General features: G+C 57.4%; 19 protein-coding genes. 11 read left to right on the top strand and 8 right to left on the bottom strand.

What is annotated here, in order from left to right; genetic code table 11:
• Positions 1-164: 164 nt before the first annotated feature.
• From EXE41_RS04165 to EXE41_RS04150, 4 genes are all read left to right on the top strand, one after another.
• A complete protein-coding gene (locus EXE41_RS04165; RefSeq protein WP_137690361.1) occupies positions 165-1,058 on the top strand; it encodes a TrmB family transcriptional regulator in 894 nt (297 codons plus the stop codon).
• A 122-nt stretch (positions 1,059-1,180) separates the two neighbouring features.
• Entirely contained in the window at positions 1,181-2,329 is a 1,149-nt protein-coding gene (locus tag EXE41_RS04160) for an NAD-dependent epimerase/dehydratase family protein (RefSeq protein WP_137690360.1), read from the top strand.
• Positions 2,322-3,311, top strand: a complete 990-nt coding sequence (locus tag EXE41_RS04155; protein ID WP_137690359.1) for an NAD(P)-dependent oxidoreductase — start codon at positions 2,322-2,324, stop codon at positions 3,309-3,311. The genes EXE41_RS04160 and EXE41_RS04155 overlap by 8 nt, the downstream gene beginning before the upstream one ends.
• The gene (locus EXE41_RS04150; protein ID WP_137690358.1) at positions 3,308-4,321 is read left to right on the top strand and encodes an NAD(P)-dependent oxidoreductase; all 1,014 of its coding nucleotides are present in this window, start codon (positions 3,308-3,310) and stop codon (positions 4,319-4,321) included. Before EXE41_RS04155 ends, EXE41_RS04150 begins: the two co-directional genes overlap by 4 nt.
• Positions 4,322-4,410: 89 nt before the next feature.
• Here EXE41_RS04150 and aglF read toward each other — a convergent pair whose 3' ends face one another.
• Together aglF and EXE41_RS04140 are read right to left on the bottom strand one after the other, a co-directional pair.
• Positions 4,411-5,169, bottom strand: a complete 759-nt coding sequence (gene aglF / locus EXE41_RS04145) for a UTP--glucose-1-phosphate uridylyltransferase AglF (RefSeq protein ID WP_137690357.1) — start codon at positions 5,167-5,169, stop codon at positions 4,411-4,413.
• A gap of 43 nt (positions 5,170-5,212) precedes the next feature.
• The gene (locus EXE41_RS04140; protein WP_137690356.1) at positions 5,213-6,193 is read right to left on the bottom strand and encodes an SDR family oxidoreductase; all 981 of its coding nucleotides are present in this window, start codon (positions 6,191-6,193) and stop codon (positions 5,213-5,215) included.
• Positions 6,194-6,493: 300 nt separating this feature from the next.
• On the opposite strand from EXE41_RS04140, the gene EXE41_RS04135 reads away from it, so the two are divergent.
• Positions 6,494-7,855, top strand: coding sequence for a hypothetical protein (locus EXE41_RS04135; RefSeq protein ID WP_137690355.1), 1,362 nt, complete (start codon positions 6,494-6,496; stop codon positions 7,853-7,855).
• 173 nt (positions 7,856-8,028) lie between these two features.
• Here the strand turns inward: EXE41_RS04135 and EXE41_RS04130 are convergent, their stop codons facing one another.
• Entirely contained in the window at positions 8,029-9,204 is a 1,176-nt protein-coding gene (locus EXE41_RS04130; protein WP_158294389.1) for a glycosyltransferase family 4 protein, read from the bottom strand.
• Between the two features lie 454 nt (positions 9,205-9,658).
• On the opposite strand from EXE41_RS04130, the gene EXE41_RS04125 reads away from it, so the two are divergent.
• The 3 genes from EXE41_RS04125 (at position 9,659) to EXE41_RS04115 (ending at position 12,619) form a co-directional block, all read left to right on the top strand.
• The gene (locus tag EXE41_RS04125; protein ID WP_137690353.1) at positions 9,659-10,564 is read left to right on the top strand and encodes a hypothetical protein; all 906 of its coding nucleotides are present in this window, start codon (positions 9,659-9,661) and stop codon (positions 10,562-10,564) included.
• A 166-nt stretch (positions 10,565-10,730) separates the two neighbouring features.
• Positions 10,731-11,633, top strand: coding sequence for a glycosyltransferase (locus EXE41_RS04120; protein WP_158294388.1), 903 nt, complete (start codon positions 10,731-10,733; stop codon positions 11,631-11,633).
• Between the two features lie 218 nt (positions 11,634-11,851).
• Positions 11,852-12,619 carry an FkbM family methyltransferase gene (locus EXE41_RS04115; RefSeq protein WP_137690351.1) on the top strand — a complete coding sequence of 256 codons (768 nt, stop codon included), beginning with the start codon at positions 11,852-11,854 and terminating at the stop codon, positions 12,617-12,619.
• 83 nt (positions 12,620-12,702) lie between these two features.
• Here the strand turns inward: EXE41_RS04115 and EXE41_RS04110 are convergent, their stop codons facing one another.
• The gene (locus tag EXE41_RS04110; protein WP_137690350.1) at positions 12,703-13,632 is read right to left on the bottom strand and encodes a hypothetical protein; all 930 of its coding nucleotides are present in this window, start codon (positions 13,630-13,632) and stop codon (positions 12,703-12,705) included.
• 337 nt (positions 13,633-13,969) lie between these two features.
• On the opposite strand from EXE41_RS04110, the gene EXE41_RS04105 reads away from it, so the two are divergent.
• Both EXE41_RS04105 and EXE41_RS04100 read left to right on the top strand, forming a co-directional pair.
• Positions 13,970-15,397, top strand: coding sequence for a polysaccharide biosynthesis C-terminal domain-containing protein (locus EXE41_RS04105; protein ID WP_137690349.1), 1,428 nt, complete (start codon positions 13,970-13,972; stop codon positions 15,395-15,397).
• 99 nt (positions 15,398-15,496) lie between these two features.
• Positions 15,497-16,192 carry an acylneuraminate cytidylyltransferase family protein gene (locus EXE41_RS04100; RefSeq protein ID WP_137690348.1) on the top strand — a complete coding sequence of 232 codons (696 nt, stop codon included), beginning with the start codon at positions 15,497-15,499 and terminating at the stop codon, positions 16,190-16,192.
• A gap of 96 nt (positions 16,193-16,288) precedes the next feature.
• Here EXE41_RS04100 and neuC read toward each other — a convergent pair whose 3' ends face one another.
• From neuC to aglG, 4 genes are all read right to left on the bottom strand, one after another.
• Positions 16,289-17,440, bottom strand: a complete 1,152-nt coding sequence (neuC, locus tag EXE41_RS04095; RefSeq protein ID WP_137690347.1) for a UDP-N-acetylglucosamine 2-epimerase — start codon at positions 17,438-17,440, stop codon at positions 16,289-16,291.
• Positions 17,441-17,519: 79 nt separating this feature from the next.
• A complete protein-coding gene (locus EXE41_RS04090) occupies positions 17,520-18,536 on the bottom strand; it encodes an N-acetylneuraminate synthase family protein (RefSeq protein ID WP_137690346.1) in 1,017 nt (338 codons plus the stop codon).
• A gap of 98 nt (positions 18,537-18,634) precedes the next feature.
• A complete protein-coding gene (locus EXE41_RS04085) occupies positions 18,635-19,768 on the bottom strand; it encodes a glycosyltransferase family 4 protein (protein ID WP_137690345.1) in 1,134 nt (377 codons plus the stop codon).
• A 39-nt stretch (positions 19,769-19,807) separates the two neighbouring features.
• Entirely contained in the window at positions 19,808-20,725 is a 918-nt protein-coding gene (gene aglG / locus EXE41_RS04080; RefSeq protein ID WP_137690344.1) for a glucosyl-dolichyl phosphate glucuronosyltransferase, read from the bottom strand.
• 145 nt (positions 20,726-20,870) lie between these two features.
• On the opposite strand from aglG, the gene EXE41_RS04075 reads away from it, so the two are divergent.
• Positions 20,871-24,008, top strand: a complete 3,138-nt coding sequence (locus EXE41_RS04075; RefSeq protein ID WP_137690343.1) for an oligosaccharyl transferase, archaeosortase A system-associated — start codon at positions 20,871-20,873, stop codon at positions 24,006-24,008.
• The last annotated feature ends 81 nt before the right edge of the window (positions 24,009-24,089 follow it).

The following is a 24,089-nucleotide window of genomic DNA, read 5'->3' as shown; positions in this document are numbered from 1 at the left end:
CTCCCAAATTTCCGTACAGCCCGCGCCGTCGGGGACGTCGGCGAGGTGCGCGTCGTCGGTGGGGTCGGAGTTACTCATGTTCTGAGTAACCGTATTAGCGCCCACGTAATAACCTTTCCGGCGGCACCAGTACGTACTTACGGAGCGAACGAGGACGAACGCCTATGGCCGATTCCGGGGAAGACCTCTTCTCGTTGCTCGATCTGACGGAGTACGAAGCCGACGCGTTAGAGGAGCTGCTGCTCCTCGGCCGGACCACGGCGCCCGACCTCGCCGAGGCGACCGGGATCCCGAAGGCGCGGATCTACGGCGTCCTCGACGCGCTCTCGGAGGCCGGGTACGTGAAGGTGATCCCGGGCCGTCCGAAGCGGTACGAGCCCCACGAGCCGGCGGCGATCGCCGAGCGCGCGGTCGAGAACCGCCGGCACGCCTACGAGCGGTTCCGCGAGGACGTGGCGGCCGTCGAGGAAGCGTTCGTCGACGAGTACGCACCGGTCCGCGACCGCGGCGTCGACGAGCTCAGCCCGACCGAGGACCTGTTCCACGTCGTCGACGTGGGGGAGCCGAGCGAGCGCGAGACGCGGCGGCTGTTCAGCGAGGCGGAGGAGGCGGTGTACGTGCTCTCGAAGAGCTTCGGGTACGTCGACGCGGTCCGGCCGGCGATGCGGGACGCGGTCGACCGCGGCGTCGACATCGACGTGCTACTGTTGAACCCCGGCTCGCTCTCGGCGGAGAACCGGGAGCGACAGGCCGAGATCCGCGATTCGCTCGCCGCGGAGTTCCCGTCGGTCGCGGTGCGCGTGAGCGACCGCGTACTTCCGTGGCGCGGAACCTTCGTCGACCCGAGCCTGTCGTACGAGTCCGGACAGGGGCTGCTCATGGTCGAACAGGAGGACGTGCCGAACCACCACCGGCAGGCCGCGGTGACGGAGAACCCGTCGTTCGTGGCGGGCATGTGGCAGTACTTCGACCTGCTGTGGCGCCACGAGAGCGTCCCCGCCGATCCGGACCCAGACGCCGAACGCGACCCGACCGCGAGCGGAGGCGCCGTCGAGTAGTGTGAGCGCCGGCTGGGGCGGCGTCGACCGGCGCGGACGCGTCGCTCTCGCCCCGGTCGCTCTCGCGACAGCGAACCTAACCGCAAAGCATTTACTCGTAGTTACTCGACTACCGAGTAACGATGACTGTCCTACTCACCGGTGCCGACGGGTACCTCGGATGGCCGACCGCGCTGCGACTGGCCGACCGCGTCGACGAACGGATCGTCTGCGTCGACGACTTCTCGCGGCGTGACTGGGTCGCCGAGTCGGGTAGCGTGTCGGCGACGCGGGTCGAAGAGCCCGAAGAGCGGTTCGGGCGCGTCGAGAACCTCAGCCTGGTCGAGGGCGACCTCGCGGACCGCGACTTCGTCCTCCAGCTGCTGGACACCCACGAGCCCGACACCGTGCTCCACGCGGCCGCCCAGCCCAGCGCGCCCTACTCGTCGATCAACGGCGAGCGCGCGCTGTACACCCAGCGCAACAACGTCTCGATGACGCTGAACCTGCTCCACGGCCTCCACGAGACGGGGCTGTCGGACACCCACTTCATCGAGACGACGACGACCGGCATCTACGGCGCCCCGCACTTCCCGATTCCTGAGGGCGGGCTGGAGGTCGATCGGAAGGGCGGCACGGACGAGGTCCCGTTCCCGGCGATGGGCGGCAGCTGGTACCACCAGACGAAGTCGTTCGACGCGGCGAACATGCGGCTCGCGGAATCGCAGTTCGACTTCTCGATGAGCGAGGTCCGGACCGCCATCGTCTACGGCACCGAGACCGCAGAGACGCGGGCGCACGAGAGCCCGACGCGGTTCGACTTCGACTACTACTTCGGCACGGTCGTGAACCGGTTCTGCGCGCAGGCGGTCGCCGGCTACCCGATCACGGTGTACGGCAAAGGCGAGCAGCGCAAGCCGATGGTGAGCCTCGAAGACGCCGTCGAGAGCCTCGTCCGACTCGTCGACGAGGGTCACTCCGGCGATGACGGGATCGACGTGTACAATCAGGTCACCCGACCGGTCGCCATCGTCGAACTCGCGGAGACGATCGCCGAGGTGGGCGCAGAGTTCGACCTCGACCCGGAAGTGAAGCACTACGAGAACCCGCGCGAAGAGGACGAGGAACACAAGATGGAGATGGAGAACGAGCGGTTCCTCGACCTGGTCGGGGGCCAGCGGCAGGAGCTCGAAGCGGGTATCCGCGACGTGCTCGGGACGCTCGTCGAGGAGCGGGACCGGATCGCGGCCCACGAGGACCGGTTCCTGCCGGGCGTGCTGACCGATGAGTGAGTTGGGCGAGACCGACGCCGCCCGCGGCGACGGCCGGCGCGTCCTCGTCACCGGCGGCTGCGGCTACATCGGGAGCGCGCTCGTCCCGCGCCTGCTCGACGATTCCCGCGTGAGCGATGTCGTCGTCCTCGACTCGCTGGCGGCGGGCTCGCCGGCGCATCTCGCCGGTTGCGTCGGCGACCGGCTCGACTTCCGCCGCGGCGACGTGCGGGAGTACGGCGCCGTCGAGAGTGCGACCCGCGGCGCCGACGCCGTGATCCACCTCGCGGCGATCACCGGCGCCGCGTCGACGCACGACCGGCGCGAGGAGACGTTCGCGGTCAACCGCGACGGCACCGAGAACGTGCTCACGGCCGCGGGGAAGTTCGACGTCGACAGCGTCGTGGTCGCCTCCTCGTGTAACAACTACGGGCGCGCAGCGAGCCGCGACATCGACGAGACGACCGAGCAGAACCCGCTCAACCCGTACGCCGAGTCGAAGGTCGCCTGCGAGCGCCTGCTCGACGAGGCGGTCGAGGCGTACGACTTCGACGCGACCGCGCTCCGCATGAGCACGAACTACGGGTGGTCGCCGGGGGTCCGCTTCAACCTCGTGGTGAACCACTTCGTCTTCCGCGGGCTCACCGACCGGCCGCTGACGGTGTACGGCGACGGCTCGAACTGGCGCCCGTTCATCCACGTGCGCGACGCGGCGAGAGCGTACCTCGACGCCGCCTTGGATCCGGACGCGTGGCCCAAGCGGGTGTACAACGTCGGATCGAACGAGGGGAACTACCGCATCAGCGAAATCGCGGAAATCGTCCGCGAGGAACTGGAGCGCGACCTAGACGTGACGTATCTCGAAGACGAACAGCCCGGCCCCTCCTATCACGTGAACTTCGACCGCCTGGCCGAGACGGGCTTCGAGACGGAGTGGACGCTGCGCGAGGGGATCCGCAACATCGCGAGCGAACTGACCGGTACGGAGGCGACACAGGTATGACTGATACGACAGAGACCGAAGCGGACAGCAAGAGCAGCGGCAGGTCAACCGAGACGCCGACGATCGCGGTCACTGGCGCGGCCGGGTACATCGGCAGCCGCGTGATCGTGGAGTTTCAAGAGGCGCATCCCGACTGGGAGATTGTCGCGATCGACAACCAGTACCGCGGACAGGTGGATTCGATCGGCGACGTGGAGATCGACCACGTCGATATTCGGAACCGCGACCGACTGGAGGACGCGCTCGCGGGCGCGGACGTGGTCTGTCACCTCGCGGCGATAAGCGGCGTCGACGACTGCGAACAGAACTCGGACCTCGCCTACGAGGTGAACGTCACCGGGACGAACAACGTCGCGTGGTTCTGTCGGAAGACGGGCGCGGCGCTGGCGTTCCCGTTCAGTATGGCGGTGTTGGGAGACCCGCAGTCGTTCCCGATCACCGCCGACCAGCCCCGCGACCCGCTCAACTGGTACGGGCGGACGAAGCTGCTCGGCGAGCGGTCGATCGAGGCGTTCGCCGACGGCGCGTTCCCTGCGCACCTCTTCCTGAAGTCGAACCTCTACGGCGAGCACGTCGTCGACGGGACGGAGGTGGGGAAACCGACCGTGATCAACTTCTTCGTGAACCGGGCGCTCGCGGGCGAGACGCTGACCGTCTACGAGCCCGGCACGCAGGCCCGGAACTTCGTCCACGTGAAAGACGTGGCGCGCGTGTACGTCCGGAGCGCGGAGCGACTACTGGAGCAGCTTGAAAGTGGGGTGACCGGGACGGAGGCGTTCGAAATTGCGAGTGAGGAGGACCTGAGCGTGATGCGCGTGGCCGAGATCGTTCGGGAGGTCGCGCGCGAAGAGCAGGGGATCGACGTGGATATCGAGTTGGTCGAGAATCCGCGAAGTGCGGAGACGATGGTGGAGGAGTTCGGGGTGGATACGTCCGGTGCTCATGAAGAGTTGGGGTGGGAACGTAAAGAGAACATACGGCGGTCGGTTTCACGGTTATTGCAGGAGTGACGCTCGGCAAAACCATTTAATCGACTGTGAGTCACCGCGGACTCGCTGACCTGACACACCGAACCGGCAGCAAGAGGCTCGATCGGTCCTCAGGAGTCGACAGTCGCTTCCTCAGTAGAGTTATCCGCATTTTCTTCGCCCCCCGTGAGACGACGTTCCGCTTCGTCGCGGTCTTCGGGATACCCGATGTCGATACGCCAGCCGTCGAGACCGATGGCGTCGATCGTGCGGCCGGACTGGATGAGGAGATCTATCGCGTCCGAGAGTTCGTACTCGCCGCGGTCGGACGGCTGCGTCAGGTGACAGGCGTGGAAAATTGCGGGTGTGAAGGTGTAGAAGCCGGTCATCACGAGGTTGCTCGGCGGGTCGTCCGGCTTCTCGACGACATCCGTTATCTCGCCGTACTGGTTCGTATCGCAGACCCCGTAGCGAGAGGCTTCCTCCCACGGCACCTCTTCGACGAGGAACGCAGCGTCCGCGCGGTCCTCGCGCTGGCGTTTCACCACGTCCTCCAGATTTGCGTCGAAGATGTTGTCGCCGAGCATCAGCATAAAGTCGTCGTCGATGTGGTCTTCGACCGTGAGGAGAGCGTGTGCGAGACCCTTCGCATTCCGTTGGTGTGAATACGTGATCGGAATTCCTTCGTAGGCGTCACCGTAGTGGTCGATAATGACTTCCTTTTTATACCCGACCACGACGACAAACTCGCCCGCACCAAGTTCCGCGAGCTGATCGAAGCAATGGGAGAGGATCGGTTTCCCCGCGACCTCGACCATCCCCTTCGGTTTGTCGTCCGTGAGAGGTCGGAGACGAGTCCCTTGGCCGGCTGCGAGCACGATCGCTTTCATTGGCGGCTAGTCGGCGGGTCGCTAGTAAATACCTTCGGCTCAGTCAGTTTCGGACCAGCGGTTCGTACCAGTCTCGGTTCTCGCGGTACCAGTCGATGAACGCCGAGACGCCTTGGCGGATGTCCACGCTGGGTTCGTAGTCGATGAGATCGCCCGCCTTCGAGACATTAGCATGTGTATGTCTCGCGTCCGCGTCCTTCCCCTCCTCGTGGACGATGTCGACATCGGCACCGGTTTCCTCGACGACGTACTCGGCGAGCTCGCGGATCGAGATGTTGTCGCTGGATCCGATGTTCATCGTCTCGCCGTCGGCCGCATCGGTGTCCAGGAGCGCGAGGTTGGCGTCAACTACGTCGTCGACGAACGTGAAGTCACGCGTCTGCTCGCCGTCGCCGTAGATGATCGGCGGCTCGCCATTGAGACACCGCGAGACGAAGTTCGAGATCGCCATATTCGGCCGCATCCGTGGACCGTACACCGTGAAGTAGCGGAGGTTGACAGTCGGGAGATCGTGGAGATCGTCGTAGACGTTACAGTAGTGCTCCGCGGAGAGTTTGGTCACGGCATAGGGACTCTTCGGGTGGTTCGGGTGATCCTCGTCGTAAGGGAGGTACTCGGGAACACCATACACCGAGGAAGAAGAGGCGTTGACGAAGCGGTCGACACCGTGATCTGCGGCCGCCTCAAGGACCGTGAGGAGTCCACCGACGTTGTTCGCGTTGTACTCCTTCGGTTGTTCGACGCTCGGACGGACGCCCGCCTTCGCGGCCTTGTGGAAGATAATATCCACATCACGGCTAGCGACAACCTCCTCAACGAGTGACTCGTCGGTGATCGAACCTTCGACGAATTCGAAGCGGTCCTCACCGACTTCTCGACAAGTACTGAGATTGCGGCGTTTTATATCGAGGTCGTAGTAGGGATCGAGATTGTCAAGCACGGCGACGCGATGGCCGCCTGCAAGGAGACGCTCGGCGAGATTCGACCCAATGAACCCTGCACCACCTGTGACCAGAACCTGCATGGACTGTCATTCGATCAGAGTTCGTTTGTCGGTTCCGGTTTCAACCCATTAGGGCGTCTTTTGGCCATCCCAGCTTCGCGCTCTTTGGTTTTGATTGTATCACTTCATCCGATGCTGACTCGCCGAACAGCCTTCCTCGACGGTGGTCACCCGAATTTATTTCCGTGCGTTCGATCGTCCACCCGTCTCGGACCTTGGTCTTTCCTGAGTGGATAGATGTGATAGCCGCCTAATTGCGACACCGAGGATCGCTTCCTCTTCCAGAGCTTTATTACTGCGAAACGCGACAGGAGTCAGTGTATGGACATCGAGCGCGTCCGAAGATATCTCGACGAAAATCCCACCGCGTACGCCGGGCTGCGAGCTCTCGACGTTTCCACTAAAGGAAGAGAGCAGACGATCGCAGAGAAAGATGAAGTTCCGTTCATTTTCTCGGTAGTCTTCGCGCCTCTGATTATCGTGTACACTATCTTCAAACGGACGGTATATCATATCGAACGGAGACTCAGTCGGACTGAATTGTCTTCCGCCACGCCGCCAGATCACGTGTTCGTCATGACTTCAACTTACGCATATCGCACCCACACGTTCGAGGAGATCGGAAAACGGCTCCTCGACGAAGGTGAAGACGTAATGTTCCTATGTTCCCCTAGTGCTGCCGATCGAATGGACGAGTGGCGAGCGAAGGGATTCCGAACAGAATCGTTTACCCAACTGCTCCGGTTTGTCCATTTGTCCGATCTTTTTGGCCATATTGTTCGATCTATCGTTTCGATCTACCGGCTCAGGCGAATCACATCAGGTGAATTCCAAGATTCATCACTGACATACGCGTTCAACTCGACATTTCTGGAATATCTAAAATTTTCGTCATTGGAGCAGTTGATGGAGGACGATCCGACCGTCCATACGTACTCTTTGATGCCGTACCAGGTACGTGCCACATCTCCGGAGCACTTGTATGTATACCAGCACGGCGTTCAGCGAAGTCCGGAGAAGGACGAATGGGCCGCTACAACGCTCTTTCCGGCCACGATCTTCGTGTGGGGTGAAGCGTGGGTTCAAAATTTTGAGCAGTTGGCCCATCCAGATACGAGAATCAAAGTAACTGGAAGTCCATGGCATGACCATCTATCCAAATCGAAAGAGTCGATAACCTCCGATTTAGATGTACTATTTCTCGGAGGGTCTCAGGTAACTACTCACTCAGCGGAACGAAATCAATTATATACAGAACTCGTTGAGAGTCTCGTTCAAGCCTGTAACGACAACAGATGGACACTTGCGATTAAGCTTCATCCAGTTGAAAACGGTGATTGGTACCGCGAACATGGATGGGATCAGTATATTGTGGATTTCGACAATATACGTGATGCATTGAACAACACAGATATTGCTGTTTCACATTTTTCCTCAGCATTTGTTGAGAGTATTGCGCTGGGTACGCCGATTATACTCAGCGATGACTGGGATCATGGATTGAACGAATTGAAACCAATTTCTGGAGTCGAATTTGCAAACGATGACGATTTGGAAGAAAAAATTCAGAAAAGAATCTCGTCAATAGACGCTGATGAAGAAATCGTTCAAAACACCCAACTTTTAGACATTGGTCAATCAGTTGATCAAATTGTCAATACCGTCATGGAAACAAATTTATAATATAATGCAATTTGGTTATTTATATCCTAAATAGATTTCATCAAGTGCTACCCTAGTCGATGCCCACGTCCCTTGAGCGGTTCCAGTTTAAATAGTAACGCCAAAACTTATGAACTACTCATTTCAAGAAAATTGACAATAATGGCTTTATATTAATATATTAACACGGTGATTTATTGCAAATTTTTTAATATGGTCTTATGACCATCAAAGACCCGCTGGGAAAAACCTTCCCACGAATTCGCCTCAACGATGGTGCGTCCCCGTTCGCCCATGTGTTGAGCTTCATCTGGATTATCGTGGAGGTATCGAAGCTTCTCGGCTATCGCTTTGGGATCCCGGATCGGTACGATGAATCCGGCATCGTCGATGAACTCGGTTGGTCCGTTCTCCGTGGCGATGACCGGTACCTCCGATGCCATTGCCTCGGGGTAGACCTTTCCGAACCCCTCGGTCAATGATGGATGAACGAAAACCGATGCCTGACGATACTGCTCAGCGATATCGTCAACGTGGCCCAGATGATTGATCGACGCATCCTGTTCGATCCGGGGACCGAGCTCGGCTTGGACATCGTCGCTTATTCCGCCACACAGAACCAACTGAGCCTCGTCGATATCAATTAGGTCCCAAGCATCGAGAAGATATCGAGTTCCCTTCAGTGGCGTCATGTTCGAGACGGCGAGGACGGTGAATTCTGTTGATTTACTGCGACTGGGACGATATACGTTCGGATCAACAGTAAGCGGACCAACCTTGAATAGGCAGTCTTCGGAGAATCCCCGTTCGATGAAGGTTTCTCTGACGTAGTCACATAGGTAAAAGACGTGGTCGGCGTGGTCGTAGGTTCGCTGATACCTGTGGAACCAATCATAGGGTACCTCGATGTCGGCATCGAACCGGGATTGCTCTTCTTCATAGAGTCTCAGAGTTTCTTCAGGATGGCACCCACGTGCGTACACCACCGTCGTGAGCTCTTCGCGTTTAGCACGCTCAGCGGTGTGTTGGAACTCTGGGAATAAGTGTACAATTTGACCACCACCTATGTTACTGGCTACTATTCGATCGAAAATTTCTGATATCACCTGGCGAGGGTCAAAACCATCAATTGGAGCGAGTTGATCAAGAAGATAAATTATACGTGGAAGAGTTTTTCCGCCTGGAATCGGCGTCTCGATCATCCACTCATCTAGACTGACTGTAGGTTCGGTGTCCAGTACGTATAGTGCCCGTAAGAGCCCGTCATCGGCGAGTTTCTTTACAGTGTTGTAAGTCACTTCGCTGATCTGATCTGAATCGTATCCGAGGTGACTAAAACTGACAACCGATACTGGTGCTCCTTCAGGCATTGAACATTCGCTGGTTGATATACGCAGTAAAAATGGTTTCGATAAGTCGAACACACGCTTCGGAAGAATATATAACTGATAGTTGACTAACTTCTGAAATATTTCGGGAATTACAGAAGAGATGTGAGTGAAAGTTTTAATCTCACTTCTACGGCCATATAGATCAGTTTTAGAGTGATATCCGCACATATATACGATACGGATCACAATCGTTCCAACCTAGGGTGATGCTATCAAGGACAGAAATAACATGGCCGGCCATAGATTCGGGGAGAGCGAACGTTGATATAAGGATAGTGTCGCCACAGACGCACCGAAAACGTTTATTATACTATTAAATTGGTAAAACGGTTATGTGATGGTATATAATTGTAAAAATTCATCAAATGATATCGACTGACGAAGATTGCAACCGATATTTGTATACCATGGCCATTCCTCAGTCTCATCAGAGATGGAACGTATAATAAAAGGGATCAAGAACCCCGGAGAGGCAGCGAGATACGTCTCGAGAGATCTCTGGAAGCGAGTACTCAATAGTTATTACCTCTTCAATAATGTCCCTGAATATTCTGTTTGGGACGACTGGGATCTATGTATCATTCTAGATGCATGTCGACCGGACGTGTTAGCTGAGTGTGCTGCCGACTTTGATTTCATCCCCGAAGACGTGCCGAAGCGACGGTCGAACGCGTCGCAGTCAAATCAATGGATGGAGCGAAACTTCACTCCGGAATACGCTAACTATCTCGCAGAAACAACGTATGTGACCGGAAACCCGTACACGAGTCAAGTCGATACGTCCGGATTCGACGCCGTCGACGAGGTCTGGACGTACGCGTGGTCGGACGAGCTTGGGACACAACCCCCGGGTCCGCTCACCGATCGAGCAGTCGACATCGGCCGAAACGAATCTCCGAAGCGCTTGTTGGTACACTACATGCAACCGCACTTCCCGAGTATTCCCGTTAACCTCGGATCAAAGATCGACCTCGATCGGTTCGGGGAGGGGGGCGGAACCGACATTTTCCCCCGGTTACGCCGCGGGGAGCTGACCCATGATGAAGTTTGGCACGCTTACCGAGAGAACTGTAAATACGTTCTCAACAGCGTGGAGACATTACTCGAGAATTACGACGCGGAGACGGCAATCATCACGGCCGACCACGCAAACGCATTCGGCGAGAAAGGGATATACCGACACCCCGAAGACGTAAAGACCGAAGCCGTCCGAACCGTTCCGTGGGTTGAGACCTCCGCCGTCGACCACGGGATGTACGAGCCGAAATCATACGACAGTAGCGCGGTTGATCCCGGTGTAGAAGAACGTCTCCGTCGCTTGGGGTATCGTGATCCGTGACGGTGCTGCGTCCTCGATCATGTTTTCTCTGTGATGGTTAAACTAAGGAGAAAAATGATTCACGTGAAAGACCGGTCAGTTGAAAGGATACGGCGTCTACGATAGCGCTATGGATCGCCCGAACATCTCTCTACCCGATTCGATAGGGTCGGACTCCATCGATTGCGTGTCGATCATACTCCCGACTTACGAACCTAAGACAGAACATATTGGCCAGTCTATACAGAGTATTGCAGACCAAACCTACGACGACATCGAACTGGTCATCGTCGACAGTACTGGCTTAGACTGGCTCCGCGAACTAGGCGAGGAGTACTCCTGGGTCACTTATCAGTATCAAGAGCCGGCAGGATTACCAGCCGCTTGGAACGCGGGTATCGACGCGGCGACCGGCGAGTTCATCGGATTCCTCTCAGACGACGACTACTACGCAGAAGAGAAGGTCGAAATACAAGTTACGCATCTCAATCAAGGATACGACCTTGTATATGCTGACGAGTACGTGATTGACGAGGACGGAAGCGTGACGTATCTGTCAGCCCTTCCGGTAGACGATCCCGAACACCACTATGTGAAATATTTCAGGGAAGGTCACGGCGTCCCCCACCTCACCGTGTTTGGCCGAGCCGACTGTTTCCGGTCAGAACCGTTCGACGAACGTCTCGAGGTCAGAGAGGATCCCCACCTGTGGGTCCGGTTGTTCAAACGGTACGACGTTTCGAAGATAGACAAAGCACTGGCGTACAAGCGCCGAAGAGAGGACTCAGCCACAGGCGACCCGGAAATGCTGTACGATAACGAACTCCGAGAGATCGACCTACTCTGTGAGGAATTCCCTGAGCTTGAGGAGTATCGCTCTGAGCGGGAGCAGATGGCTAAGTACCGCTACGGTAAGCATCTGCTCCGGATCGGTCGTACTTCACGATCGCGGTCAGTGTTCTTAGATCTTCTCCGTGATGGAATGGTGGAGACACCTGTTATTGGTTTGCTATTAGTCTCTCTCCTTCCGGCAGGGAATAGGACGGCGTTCCAATATCTCGAATCGCTGGCCGAAACTCGAAAACAGTAATCAAAGAGCAAACAACTCGGTATTTGAGTCTCAATCTGCGAAAAATACGTACTTGGCTCGGTCCCACTAATGAGGTGAACAATTCACGTAGATACTGAGAATTGTTTCTCAATACAATAATTAAAAGGAACTATATCATCAACGAGTTCGAAGTGATATAGACACCAAAAGGGACTCACCGAAATGGTTAATTGTTCCACCACACGAACTGAGTCCAGATGATACCGAAGAGCGCGAAGAGTATTGCGTCTGCTACGTTTGATACTGTTCGAGACTATTACGACTGGAGACGAAGAACTCTGCTGACGAAGGCCTACTTCCTGTACAAAGACGACAGGTCCATAACCACTACTACACCAGCCGGTGATATTGAACTGGAGGTCGATCCTGACTGGGGCCGAGCATATGACTACGCAACTGGAGAGATGTACGAGCCCCTGCTGTTACGAAGGTTGTACGAACGTCTCTCAGAAGACGATGTATTTTATAATGTCGGGGCAAGATGGGGTATTTTTTCAATCTTTGCTGAAAAATGTGGAGTTAATAATCTAAATATACATAGCTTTGAGGCAAACTCCGAAACATTCGAAATACTACGGAGAAACGTAGGTGACCGACAGGTCATTAACAACGTCTACGTATCAGACACCGATGACGCCCAAACCATACGATTGGACTCGTATATCTCCAGTAATAACCCTCCAACAGTGATGAAGATCGATATTGAGGGGGCCGAACTGAAGGCGTTACGTGGTGCGAAGACGTTACTCAATCAGATGATGCCGGAATTACTTGTCGAAGTGCACCCAGAATATATCAGTAATATGGGCGGAACTCAGGAGGAACTGATCGACCTACTTACTACTGTCGGATATGATCTGAAAGTAGCAAGTATCCACTCCAGTGATGTGAAGTTTAAACCGCTCGATCGACAGTCACTTCCGGAAGATCCTGTTCACGGCAACTATCGATTACTCGCGATGTAATTTCAGCCGGGAATACGTCGTCTTTTTACGTCGATTGCGGAGCCAATCGATGTACTCTGATAGACGGACGTAGATACCTCAAGTCAGAGGTAGCCGAATCCACGCAGTCGTTCCTCAACTGCAACAGACATGTTCTGATTCGTTACCGGTGGATCTCCCGGTGGATCGACCGATTCAGAGTCTACATCTTTTCCTGTGCCTTCAATATTAAGCCAAGGAACCCGCCGTACTACTGGATTTCCTGTATTCTTTTGCTTGTGTCCCCACTCTCCCAGTTCACCCATCGCATTCCCGTGATCAGAGGTCACAAGTAGATCCCCTCCAGTTTTTTCTTCCCAGCGCTCTACTTCTTCAAGAACCCACACAAGGTTGTCAGCGTATGCCTCTGTTAGCGTTTCTTGACTAATTTCACCGTCTCGAAGTAGATTCCAGATACTCTCGTATCCTGTATTCTGAGGACCCCAACCACCACGCTCACCGAGTGACCGAAATGGAGCGTGTGGTTGCATGTAGTGAACAATCAGCTGGTCGAAACCAAGCTGTTCGCGCTGCAACCATGCCCAAATTGCTCGATCCGTAACATCAACCGGAGTGACCGTTTTTTGTTCTTCAACATCCCATCGATCACGCCATAACTCGTCTATATACGCTAACCGCCCATCCAATAAATCCGTTCTATCAGTATTGGGGTTTGCTGTAACATACCCTGTTCGGGCCATCTGTTCCTCGTATTCTTCAGCAAACGTTCTCTCTAGCCATTCAAGACTAGATCCGCCAACTGACCAAGCAGGCCGTCCTCGTCCATCAACTGTCTTCCAGGTATCCCAACGGCAGCTATCAAGAACCAAACATATATCCCAATCATCTGACCATATTGGTTCAGATTGCCAATCAATAATTCGTCGAAGAACTGTCTTTGAGGTCGCTTCAACAACAGCTCCTCGTGCTGCGTTAGGGATCCCGTCTCGCTGAGACTTATTAATATACTTCCGAAGAAAATCAGTGAGCGTCATAAATACGAATTCCCAATCGCATATATAAATTTGACGGATATAAATCACAGAACTGTTTACATACCGAGATCATAGTATTTCCAAAATGGTTTTAACATCTTCAATTGGTGATTTCGATAATGAATGAATGGATTCTATACCAATACTGATATTATGACTTTCTATTTGTGAGAACAATGATCCCAACAGAGCTTTATCCTGTAATACAACATGTATGTAGTGTATCAAAATCAACCTTACTCTCTAGATCGCTCTACGACACTTCAATCAAAATGAAAAGATTCTATTCTCCGTCTCAAAATGAGATATTATACGGTTATATCATAGAGTCTCATCGATGCGACTAGCAAAAACTTCCATTGTCGTTTTTACATCAGGCCAGTTCAGTACACTGGTCGGGTTCGTGGCGACATTCTACATCGCTTCCTATCTCGGGCCAGAGACACTAGGAGCTTACTCGGTGGCGGTAGGAGTTCTGTATTGGGTGTATTTGCCGGCGTCAGCGGTTGATTCCGCAGTCAATAAGCGCGTGAGTGAACAGGTCGACCAAGGCGAGATATTGTCGGCGGGTGCCCTGTTAAACACGGTTATCGCTCTTTCGGTAATCACCTGTATATTGCTCTTCCCCCAGAGAGTCGAGTCGTACGTTGGTCATCCAGTAAGCATCGAGATGGCGACGCTTGTCTTCTTTTCGTTCGCTGCGAACTTCATGAGTGCTGTTCTTCATGGACAAAAAAAGGTCGCACAAGCAAGTATCATCTGGACATCTGGAAGGGTAGTCCGAACCGGACTCCAGATTGGGCTGACCCTCCTCTTGGGACTGGGAGTCTCGGGACTACTCTGGGGCCACTCGCTCTCGTTTCTGGTCGCTACAGCGTTCGCAGTCACTATCAACTCGGTACGTCCCACTTGGCCGAGCAGAGAACACTTCAGGCGGCTCTTCGAGTATGCGAGATACTCTTGGTTGGGACAGCTGTCAGTCAAAGCGTTCAACTGGCTCGACACAGTCATTCTGGCGCTGTTCGTGAGTTCGACCCTGATCGGCATCTATCAGGCCGCCTGGACGATGGCTTCAGCCCTCTCGGTCGTCAGCTCGTCTATCGGAACTACGCTGTTCCCGACATTCAGTGAACTAAGTACCGACAATCGCTACGATGAGATCAGCGAGCTTTGCACTGAGGGGCTCTCGTTCGCGGGCATATTCATGATCCCCGGATTGGCAGGGGCGCTAACAGTCGGTCCTCGAGTCCTCGAGATCTATGGTCCCGAGTATGGTCAGGGGGCTTTGATCCTCGTCCTCTTGGTCATCGCCAGGCTCACGAACGCGTATAACGGGCTGTTCAAAAACACGATAAACGCGATCGACCGACCTGATATCGGTTTTCGGATCAACGCCGTGGCGGTGGCCTCAAACGTCGCCCTGAATTTCACGCTAATTCCCCTATTCGGCTGGTACGGGGCAGCTATCGGAACTACAAGTTCGGCGACCATCGGTCTCTTATTCGGGTACTACTGGGTCAACCAGATTATACCGATCCGGGTCCCGTACCGGGAGATCGGACTCCAAGTCGTCGCCAGTTCGATCATGGTTCTTGCCGTGTTCGGGCTATCCCCAGTCCTCGACTCGGGGCGGATCGAGACGGTCGTCCTCGTTCTTCTGGCCGCAGGCGTCTACTCGATCGCACTGCTTATACTATCGTCCACGGTCCGACAGAAGACTGTCTCTATCCTCTCCGATTACCCATACTTCCGCGCGCTGCTCTGATGGTGTTTATCCCGTGAAAGCCGTCCGCGAGCGGACATCGGGTTTCAGACGGACCGAAATCCCCTACGACTATAGCAGTGGAAAAATCTCACAGACATAATGACGGAGACGGAGTATCTAGGGATAATTCCCGCCCGCGGCGGCTCGAAGGGAGTCGAGCGAAAGAACGTTCGGACGCTCGCGGGACAGCCACTCATCGCTCACACCATCGCGGCCGCGGAGAACGCCGACAAGTTGGATCGAACAATCGTGACGACTGACGATCCGGAGATCAGACGAGTAGCTCGGGAGTGTGGTGCCGAGGCACCGTTCCTCCGGCCAGACGAACTCGCGACAGACGGGGCATCGATGGCGCCGGTCGTCGAGCACGCGATCTCGTATCTTGAGGACGAGGAGAATTATACGTGTTCGGCGATCGTTCTCCTCCAACCGACCTCACCACTTCGAAACGCGAACCACATCGATCGTGCTGTGGAGCGCCACCGGACTTCCGATGTCACGACCGTCATTTCGACTTTCGAGGACCATAGCTACCGGTGGCAACCAAAGTCAGAGGGCGCCAAGCAACTAAACTACACCAGCGATGTCAGTCGGAGACAGAATAAATCCTCGGAGTACGTCGAGAACGGCGCGATTTACGTCGTGGACACGGATCTGTTCTTAACACAGAGAAATCTCCGGAGTGGAACCGTCGAACTCTTCGAGATGTCCGAACGCCGTTCGATCGATATTGACACCGAGTTCGACTTCTGGCTGGCTGAACAGATCATGGAATACGTCGATGATGAGAGGTAAAATCGTGATGTATCGAGTTGCCTGAGACCATCGAAGTTCCTCTTGGGCTCGGTTTAGATGGCGTGTCCTCACCCGGGAGGTCCCTGCCTCACTCTCTCAATACGAGATCTGTTTTTGGATGTTGAACTCGAATTCGGCGATGACATCCGCGATCCACTCTCCAGAGTTTCCATCGCCGTAGATGTCGCTGGATTCATACGGTTCGTGGCTCATCTGGCTTCCGATAGCTTCTTTGATAGCGTCCGCGTCGTGGGGGACATCCACAACGTTATCAGCCCGCTGACGACCGTTTTGTCGATTTCCGATGTTAACGGAGGGTACCCCGAGATAGGCTGACTCGCGAATTCCGCTGCTTGAATTCCCGACGATACAGGAAGCATTGTTCAGAAGGACTGCGTACTGTTCCAACGGAAGGCTCGTGAAAAAGCGGATGAAGTCCTGATCGTTTTGCTCCCGATAGACCCGAATTCCTTTCGAGACTGCGTCGGATCCCGCATCCATGTTGGGCCAGAGCCAGACCGTCGGTCGATTGAGCTCATCGATTGCCTTGATCGTTTCGTCGATATACCGCCGGTTTTGATCGTACTCGGTTGTGATCGGATGCTGTATGACCAGTAGGTAGTCGTCACTCAAGCGAATATCAGCGCCGACGCCCTTATCACGAAGATCCGACTCCACGGTTTCAATGTCGTCTAAATCGAGGTTCGATATTACGTCGAGGCTCGGTGTTCCCACGTTGAAGATACTCTCCGGCCGCTCGCCCAGCTTGCGAACACGTTCCGCGGCACGCTCAGTCGACGGGAAGTGGAGGTGAGACATCTTCGTTATCGCGTGTCGAATGCTCTCGTCGACCGATCCGGACACCTCTCCCCCTTCGATGTGTGCCAACGGGATGTTCTGGAAGGCAGCGGCCGTCCCGATAGCGAGCTCCTCGAACCGATCGGCGATCGTCATGACGACGTCCGGATCGAGATTCTCGAAGGCAGACGTGAACTCGGTCAACGCGATTCCAGTCGACTTCGCCATCGTAATCGGATTCTCCCCTTCCAAAAGGAAGTAGATCTTCTTGTCCACCTCGAACTCGCCCAGATAACCGTCTTCGACGAAGTTCCCGTATTTGTGTAGGAGCGCACCACCGGCCACGATGAGCTGAAGTTCCAACTCAGGGTGGGCCTTCACAGCCCGCATCACCGGCTTGAATTTTCCGTAGTTCCCTCGGGTGGTCACGGGGAAGCAGATCTTTCGCATAGCTAGAGGTAGGGTTCATCGGCTGAATAAATTCACTGGTTCCGTGGTGCGTGAACTTGGGTATGACGCGATGAACAGATTATTCCAGATCCGTCTCCCGTACCGTCGTGTCCGCTTTCATGTCGCGTGTTACAACACTTCCGACGACATTTTCAAACTCTGTCGCAGGAATTCCGGTTCCGGGGCGTTTCGTCGTCAGCTTCTCGGTCGTGAGCGTTTCTCCGGCCGTCACGTCATTCGCCGTAACCACGCTGTGTCGAGCCCATTCGGCGATCGCGGATTCGTCGTCCCGGACTTCCTTCTCATCGGCCATCGTCTCGTGGCAGAGAGTCGCGTACTCGGCCAACTTCTCGAGTTCTTCGGGCTCGATCGACACCTCTTGATCACCTCCAGGCAAACGCCGATCAATCGTGAAGTGCTTCTCGACGAGGGCGGCCCCGCGCGCCATCGCGATCGCGGCGGCCTCGACGCCGGTCGAATGATCCGAGAACCCAACCGGAACGTCGAACTCTGCACCCATCCGCTCAATGAGGCCGAGATTGAAGTCCGACGGCTCAGTGGGATACTCTGAGACGCAGTAGAGGAACATGAACTCTGAAGCGTGTTCGTTGAGGAGTGCAGCCGTCTCCCGAACAGTCTCCATGTCGTGCATGCCAGTGGAGACGATCATCGGCTTGCCTGTCTCAGCGATAGTCCGGAGGAGATGATGATTGGTTAGTTCGCCAGAACCGACCTTATAGGCGCCCACACCAACTTCCTCGAGGCGCTCGACGGCTGCCGGTGAGAACGGGGTCGAGAGAAAGGTGACATCGTGTTCCTCGCAGTGGCGTTTCAACTCTCGATGCTCCTCCAGAGAGAGCTCGTAAACACCCATCCGATCGTACAGGTCGGACATCCCGAGGTCGTCCATCTCCGACTCGACCATCTCGGCCACGGGAACGTGCGTCTGGAACTTGACGGCATCAGCTCCCGCGGCGGCCGCTTCCTCAACGAAGGCCTTCCCGAGCTCAATGTCATCGCGGAAGTTGACGCCAGCCTCGGCGACGATGTATGGTCGTTGATCACTGCCGATCCGTTCATTGTTAAACTCAATCATCTCTCGATAACTAGCCTTTTGGCGTTCATAATTCGAACGGTCTATCGATATCCCCGACGGATCAGTCGTCGAACGGCTGGGAAACCGATGGACGCTCGCTAGCTTTCCTTCTTGAGGAGACGCTGATACCTCCGCACTGCCGCGTCAAAGCTGTATTCCGTCTCGATGAGTTCTCGACATCGACGGCTCATCTCGTTTAATTCCTTGCTCTCAAGGGCTGAAACGACGCGTCGAGCCATCTCCTCATGGTCGTCCTCACGCATCGTAAATCCGGTCTCGTCGTCCAGGACAACATCGGGAACCCCCGAGACAGGCGTGGCGTAGACCGGCGTCCCACAGGCCATCGCCTCCAGAATTGTCGTCGGAAGTCCCTCCGTTGGTTGCGACGGCATCACGAGCAGCTTCATGCGGGTGAGTTCCGCAGGCACATCATCGTGGTCGACCCATCCCGCCAGTTCGACCGTCCCGTCCTCGATCTCCTCAGTCAACTCCGACTCTAACCACTCGTGGAGCGGCCCGTCACCAACGAAACGAAAGGTGAGTCCGTCGGGGAGCCGACTCGCGACCGCTGCGAGCTCTCGTATCCCCTTCTCCTCGTCGAGTCGACCCACAAATCCGACGACGGTGTCACGCTCCTCGAACGGAATCTCCGGTCGGAAGGCTTCTGTGTCAACGTACCTAGCACCGTGGGCGTACACCCTCGGAGAATCGGGATCGAGACCTAATTCCCGAGCCATGTTCGGCGTGTATGTGACCACGGTGTGGGCGGTCAGGAATCCAATCCGCTCGAGCAAGCGAACACTTCCGGCGAGCGCTGCGGCGAAGGCGTCCGGCATCCGCTGTTCCCATGTAAGTCGCAAGGTTAGCGGTACGTCACCTCTCGGTTCGACAAATACCGTCTTACCGATCGAACGCGAGAACAGAATCGGGAGGAGATACGCGGTCGCGCCGAAGAACAGGATCGTCTCCTCGGGGCGCCTGCCGATAGCGACGCACATCCGCAGCTGGTTCAGGATGAATCGCACGGCTGCGACCGGGACGCTATCGCCTGTTTCCTTCTGGGTCAGTTCTACGACTTCTCGGTCCTCGCGGATTGTGGAATCAGCCGGGAGGTCCGCAGTCACCAGTGATACCGGTCCGAGTTCCGCGAGAACATTTAGAAGGGTCCGCGTCGCGTTCTCCCCGGCGGCACTCAGCGGATGCGTTACGACGCAGACACCACTGTCTGTCATAAAGCGTGGTTCAACCGACGAGAGTTTATCGCTGTCCATTCAGTAGCGCGTGTAACCGTACAGGTAGCCCACACCCACTAACGCAGTGAACACGACCAGCGTGATCAACTGGATCATTTCCGGGATGGATGGGTTCCGTATGAGCGTCGCGAGACGATCGGGAACGAATTCCATCGCCAGTCGCTTGAGGAACGCCTCCTCACTAGCCTGCCCGTCATTAACCATCGACTCCATCGCCCGCTTCGAGTACCCTTGCCAGAACGCCCGATCAACCAACCACCGAAACTCCGTCCGGTACTCGAACACCTTGTGCGCCACCTCCGCCTCGGGGTCGTACCACACACCCTGTCCGTACTTCTCGTGCATTCGTGCACATAGCTCCGTCTCGCCGCCTTGGAGGTTCTTGTCGCCCTTCCGCCCGCCGATGTCGACATCGAACCCGCCTAAGTCCTCGAACACGTCCGCCCGGAACGAGATGTTCGATCCGAAGGTGTTTCGCACCTCGCCCGATCCGTCCGCGAATCCCTTGTGCGTCACCCCGATCAGCCAGTAGAACTCCTCGGGAAGATACGCGGGCTTCCCAGCGACCCACTCGGGTATCATCTTCCCGCCCGCTGCGATCGCGTCTTCCTCATCGTACGCCCGAACCAGCCGCTCGGCCCACGCCTCGTCCGCGACCGCGTCGTCATCGATGAACGCGACTACATCCCCAGTCGCCAGCTCCGCGCCCCGATTCCGACTCGTTAATAAACCCACGTTCTCGTCGTTACACTCGATTACCGTGTCCTCGCGGTAGCCGTAATCCTCAGCGACGCGCTCGTACACCTCGGGTACCCCGTCGACGACCACGACGAGCTCGACGTCGTCGTGGGTCTGCGCGAGGACGCTGTCTGCGGCCTCACAGAAGTGCTCGTACATGTCGAGCGTGTACGTACAGACGACGACCGAGAGCTTCACACCGACACGCTTTCGACCCGCGCGCTTAGGGGTTCCGCCTCGCGTCGCAGGCGGGTGCCAATTCGCGTGCGGGTACCCCCGAGAACGTCCAGCGGGCGCGGGTATATGACAAGCCTTATGCGCGTTTTGCCAGTTCCATGCGGTAATGAGCGATTCGAACGATCCGCCCGATAAATCGGACGCGTCCCCGTCCGATCTCCTCACGCGGTGGTACCCCGTTCCCGTCCTCCTCGGGGTGGTCGCGTTCATGCTGTGGACGCGACTGCGCTCGTACGAGAACTTCATCCGGAACGGTGAGGTGTACTTCCGCGGCAACGACGCGTGGTATCACTTCCGTACGACGAGTTACCTTCTCGAAAACTGGCCGAGCACGCTCCCGTACGACGTGTGGACGGGCTTCCCAGTCGGGACCAACGCCGGCCAGTTCGGGACGCTATGGGACCACATCATGGCCGTTGGCATCTGGATCGCCCGACCGATCATGGGCAGCACCGAGGAGGTCATGCTCGTCATGGCTCCTATCACTGGCGCACTCGTTGCCGTGCCGACGTACTTCATCGCGCAGCGGTTCGTCGACCGCGTGCCCGCGCTCGTCGGCGCGGCGACGCTGGCGCTGTTCTCGGGGACCTTCCTCCGCTACACGCTCGTCGGGTTCCCCGATCACAGTGCGGCAGAGGTCCTCTTCCAGAGTACAGCGGTCCTCGCGTTCCTCGTCGCGCTCGGCGTCGCCGAACGTGAGAAACCGGTGTGGGAACTCGTCGCCGACCAAGACTGGGAGGCACTCCGTCGCCCTGTCGCCTACGCCGCCGCAGCGGGCGTCGCCCTCGGTCTGTACATGTGGACGTGGCAGCCCGGCATACTGATGGTCGGATTCACGGGCATTTTCCTCGCGGTCAAACTCACGAGCGACACCTACCACGGCAAAAGCCCCGAGCCGGTAGCGTTTGCGGGCGCGGTCGCAATGATTGTCGCCGGCCTGATGCAAGTGATCCCGCTTGACACCTTCCGCTTTGCGGTGAGTGAATACTCGTATCTTCAGATCATTCTTCCGCTAGGTGTCGCACTCGGCTCAATCTTTCTCGCATGGTTGGCTCGCCAGTGGGAGTCGAACGAACTCGATAGTGACACTTACCCCGCGGCCGTCGTGGGATTAATTCTTGCTTCAGCGGTTTCTATTTGGGTCGCAATTCCGTCACTGTGGTCCGTTCTGACCGGGCGACTGCTCAGCACCGTCGGCTTCTCTGCGACCGCGAATGCCCGCACCATCGGCGAGGCCCAGCCCCCACTCCAAGGGGCTTCCTTCGCCGACTTCGTCCTCGGGCAGTACGGGCTCGCTTTCTTCCTCGCGCTCGCGGCGGTCCTCTACATCCTCGCACGCCCACTGTACCGGTCTGACGACATCAACCACACCCTCTACATCCCGACCGCACTCGCCGTCATCGGTACCGTCTACGCGGTCCCGCAGGCGTACAGTGCGATCGGCGGGCTCGTTGGCGTCGACTGGCAGGTGGTCGGCCTACTCATTGCCGCCGGGTTCCTCGTCGGCGCAACACTGCTCGTTGAGTACGACGCTGAGGAGTTGTTCTTCGTCGTGTGGGCGGCGTTCATCGGGAGCGCCGCGTTCACCCAAGGCCGCTTCAACTACTACCTCGCCGTCGTCGTTGCGGTCGGGACGGCATACTTCCTCCAGGTGGCGCTCGACGCCATCGATCTCACCTCGCTCGCCGCGCTCCGCGATATCGAGGGGTGGCAGGTGCTCACCGTCGCCGCCGTCCTCGCGGTCCTCCTCGTCCCGCTCGTCGGCGTCGCCACCCCGGTCTGGCAGGCGGGCAACTCCAGCGGGCCTGGCAGCGTCGTCCAGTGGGACGAGAGCCTCCAGTGGATGAACGACGAGACGCCCCAACCAGGTGAACTCGAGGGCGCGGACAACCCGATGGAGCTGTACGGTACCTACGAGCGGCCCGCAGACGGCGACTTCGAGTACCCCGAGGGCGCGTACGGCGTCCAGTCGTGGTGGGACTACGGCCACTGGATCACCACGCGCGCCGAGCGCATCCCGAACGCCAATCCGTTCCAGCAGAACGCGGGCGAAGCCGCGGACTACCTGCTCGCGCCGAGCGAGGAAGAGGCCGCGGAGGTGCTCGCGAGCCAGAGCACCGAGGGCAACGACACCCGCTACGTGATGGTCGACTGGCAGATGGCGTCGCCGAACTCCAAGTTCAACGCGCCGGTCACGTTCTACAGCGGCAACGAGACGGTGCGCGACTTCAACGAGCTGCTCTACCAGCGCGTGGAGGGCCAGAACGGCCAGCAGGGCGGGCTCCGGGCCGCGCTCCAGACCCGCACCCAGCGCTACCACGAGAGCCAGATGATCCGGCTCTACCAGCACTACGGGAGCGCGGTCGAGCCGCAGCCGGTCGTCGTCGACTGGGAGCCGCAGACGGCACAGACGGCCGAGGGCGAGCAGGTCGACATCAAGGTCCTGCCGAGCGAGGGACAGCCGGTCCAGCGGTTCGACAACCTCTCCGCGGCGCGGTCGTACGTCGAGGAGGACGGCTCCGCGCAGGTCGGCGGCGTCATGGGCGTCCCCTCCGAGCGCGTCGACGCGCTCGAACACTACCGGTTGGTCCATGCCACGCAGGCCCCCGGTCGGTCGCCGTACGCCCAGCAGGCGCAGATCCTCGCCCAGCGGTTCGGCGTCGACCTCCAGGCGACGTTCGGCGAGTCGCTGTTCGGCGCGTTCGGCGACGACTTCGTCAAGACGTTCGAGCGGGTTCCGGGCGCGACCGTCGAGGGCTCGGGCGCTGCTCCCGGTCAGGAGGTCGAAGCGACCGTCGAGCTCCGCAAGCCGAACGGGCAGACCTTCGAGTACACGCAGTACGCCACCGCGGACGACGACGGGACCTTCGAGCTCACGCTCCCGTACTCGACGACGGGCTACGACGAGTTCGGCCCCGAGAACGGGTACACGAACACGAGCGTCCGCGCGACCGGGCCGTACAACATCACCACGGAGCGGACGACCGGTGACGACCTGTACACCACTCAGCACGTCGGCCAGGTCGAGGTGACCGAGGGTCAGGTCGTCGGTGTCGACGACGCGGCGGCGACGGTCGAACTCGAAGAGGAGGTCATCGACTGCCCGAGCGGCGACCCCGAGTGCCCCGTCGATGACGAGAGTGGAAGCGACGACGGGAACTCGACGAACTCGACCGACGCGGGCTCGCTGATCGGTGCCGAGCCGGCCGCGACGACGGCGACAGCGGCGACCGCGCCGAACTGACCGCATCCCTCGTCCCCGCGCCGGGCTGCCAGTTTTCTCGGCCACGGGCGACGCGGCCTGATTCCCCGCCCTTCATTACCG

This window comes from Halorubrum sp. SD690R (assembly GCF_005435035.1).
GTDB lineage: Archaea > Halobacteriota > Halobacteria > Halobacteriales > Haloferacaceae > Halorubrum > Halorubrum ezzemoulense.
This window is presented reverse-complemented; position numbering and strand designations above follow the sequence as displayed.

Bases quoted from the DNA above. Each gene is read 5' to 3' on its own strand.
- EXE41_RS04165 (WP_137690361.1), top strand. From the start codon at position 165: ATGGCCGATTCCGGGGAAGACCTCTTCTCGTTGCTCGATCTGACGGAG.
- EXE41_RS04160 (WP_137690360.1), top strand. From the start codon at position 1,181: ATGACTGTCCTACTCACCGGTGCCGACGGGTACCTCGGATGGCCGACC.
- EXE41_RS04155 (WP_137690359.1), top strand. From the start codon at position 2,322: ATGAGTGAGTTGGGCGAGACCGACGCCGCCCGCGGCGACGGCCGGCGC.
- EXE41_RS04150 (WP_137690358.1), top strand. From the start codon at position 3,308: ATGACTGATACGACAGAGACCGAAGCGGACAGCAAGAGCAGCGGCAGG.
- aglF (WP_137690357.1), bottom strand. From the start codon at position 5,169: ATGAAAGCGATCGTGCTCGCAGCCGGCCAAGGGACTCGTCTCCGACCT.
- EXE41_RS04140 (WP_137690356.1), bottom strand. From the start codon at position 6,193: ATGCAGGTTCTGGTCACAGGTGGTGCAGGGTTCATTGGGTCGAATCTC.
- EXE41_RS04135 (WP_137690355.1), top strand. From the start codon at position 6,494: ATGGACATCGAGCGCGTCCGAAGATATCTCGACGAAAATCCCACCGCG.
- EXE41_RS04130 (WP_158294389.1), bottom strand. From the start codon at position 9,204: ATGCCTGAAGGAGCACCAGTATCGGTTGTCAGTTTTAGTCACCTCGGA.
- EXE41_RS04125 (WP_137690353.1), top strand. From the start codon at position 9,659: ATGGAACGTATAATAAAAGGGATCAAGAACCCCGGAGAGGCAGCGAGA.
- EXE41_RS04115 (WP_137690351.1), top strand. From the start codon at position 11,852: ATGATACCGAAGAGCGCGAAGAGTATTGCGTCTGCTACGTTTGATACT.
- EXE41_RS04110 (WP_137690350.1), bottom strand. From the start codon at position 13,632: ATGACGCTCACTGATTTTCTTCGGAAGTATATTAATAAGTCTCAGCGA.
- EXE41_RS04105 (WP_137690349.1), top strand. From the start codon at position 13,970: ATGCGACTAGCAAAAACTTCCATTGTCGTTTTTACATCAGGCCAGTTC.
- EXE41_RS04100 (WP_137690348.1), top strand. From the start codon at position 15,497: ATGACGGAGACGGAGTATCTAGGGATAATTCCCGCCCGCGGCGGCTCG.
- neuC (WP_137690347.1), bottom strand. From the start codon at position 17,440: ATGCGAAAGATCTGCTTCCCCGTGACCACCCGAGGGAACTACGGAAAA.
- EXE41_RS04090 (WP_137690346.1), bottom strand. From the start codon at position 18,536: ATGATTGAGTTTAACAATGAACGGATCGGCAGTGATCAACGACCATAC.
- EXE41_RS04085 (WP_137690345.1), bottom strand. From the start codon at position 19,768: ATGACAGACAGTGGTGTCTGCGTCGTAACGCATCCGCTGAGTGCCGCC.
- EXE41_RS04075 (WP_137690343.1), top strand. From the start codon at position 20,871: ATGAGCGATTCGAACGATCCGCCCGATAAATCGGACGCGTCCCCGTCC.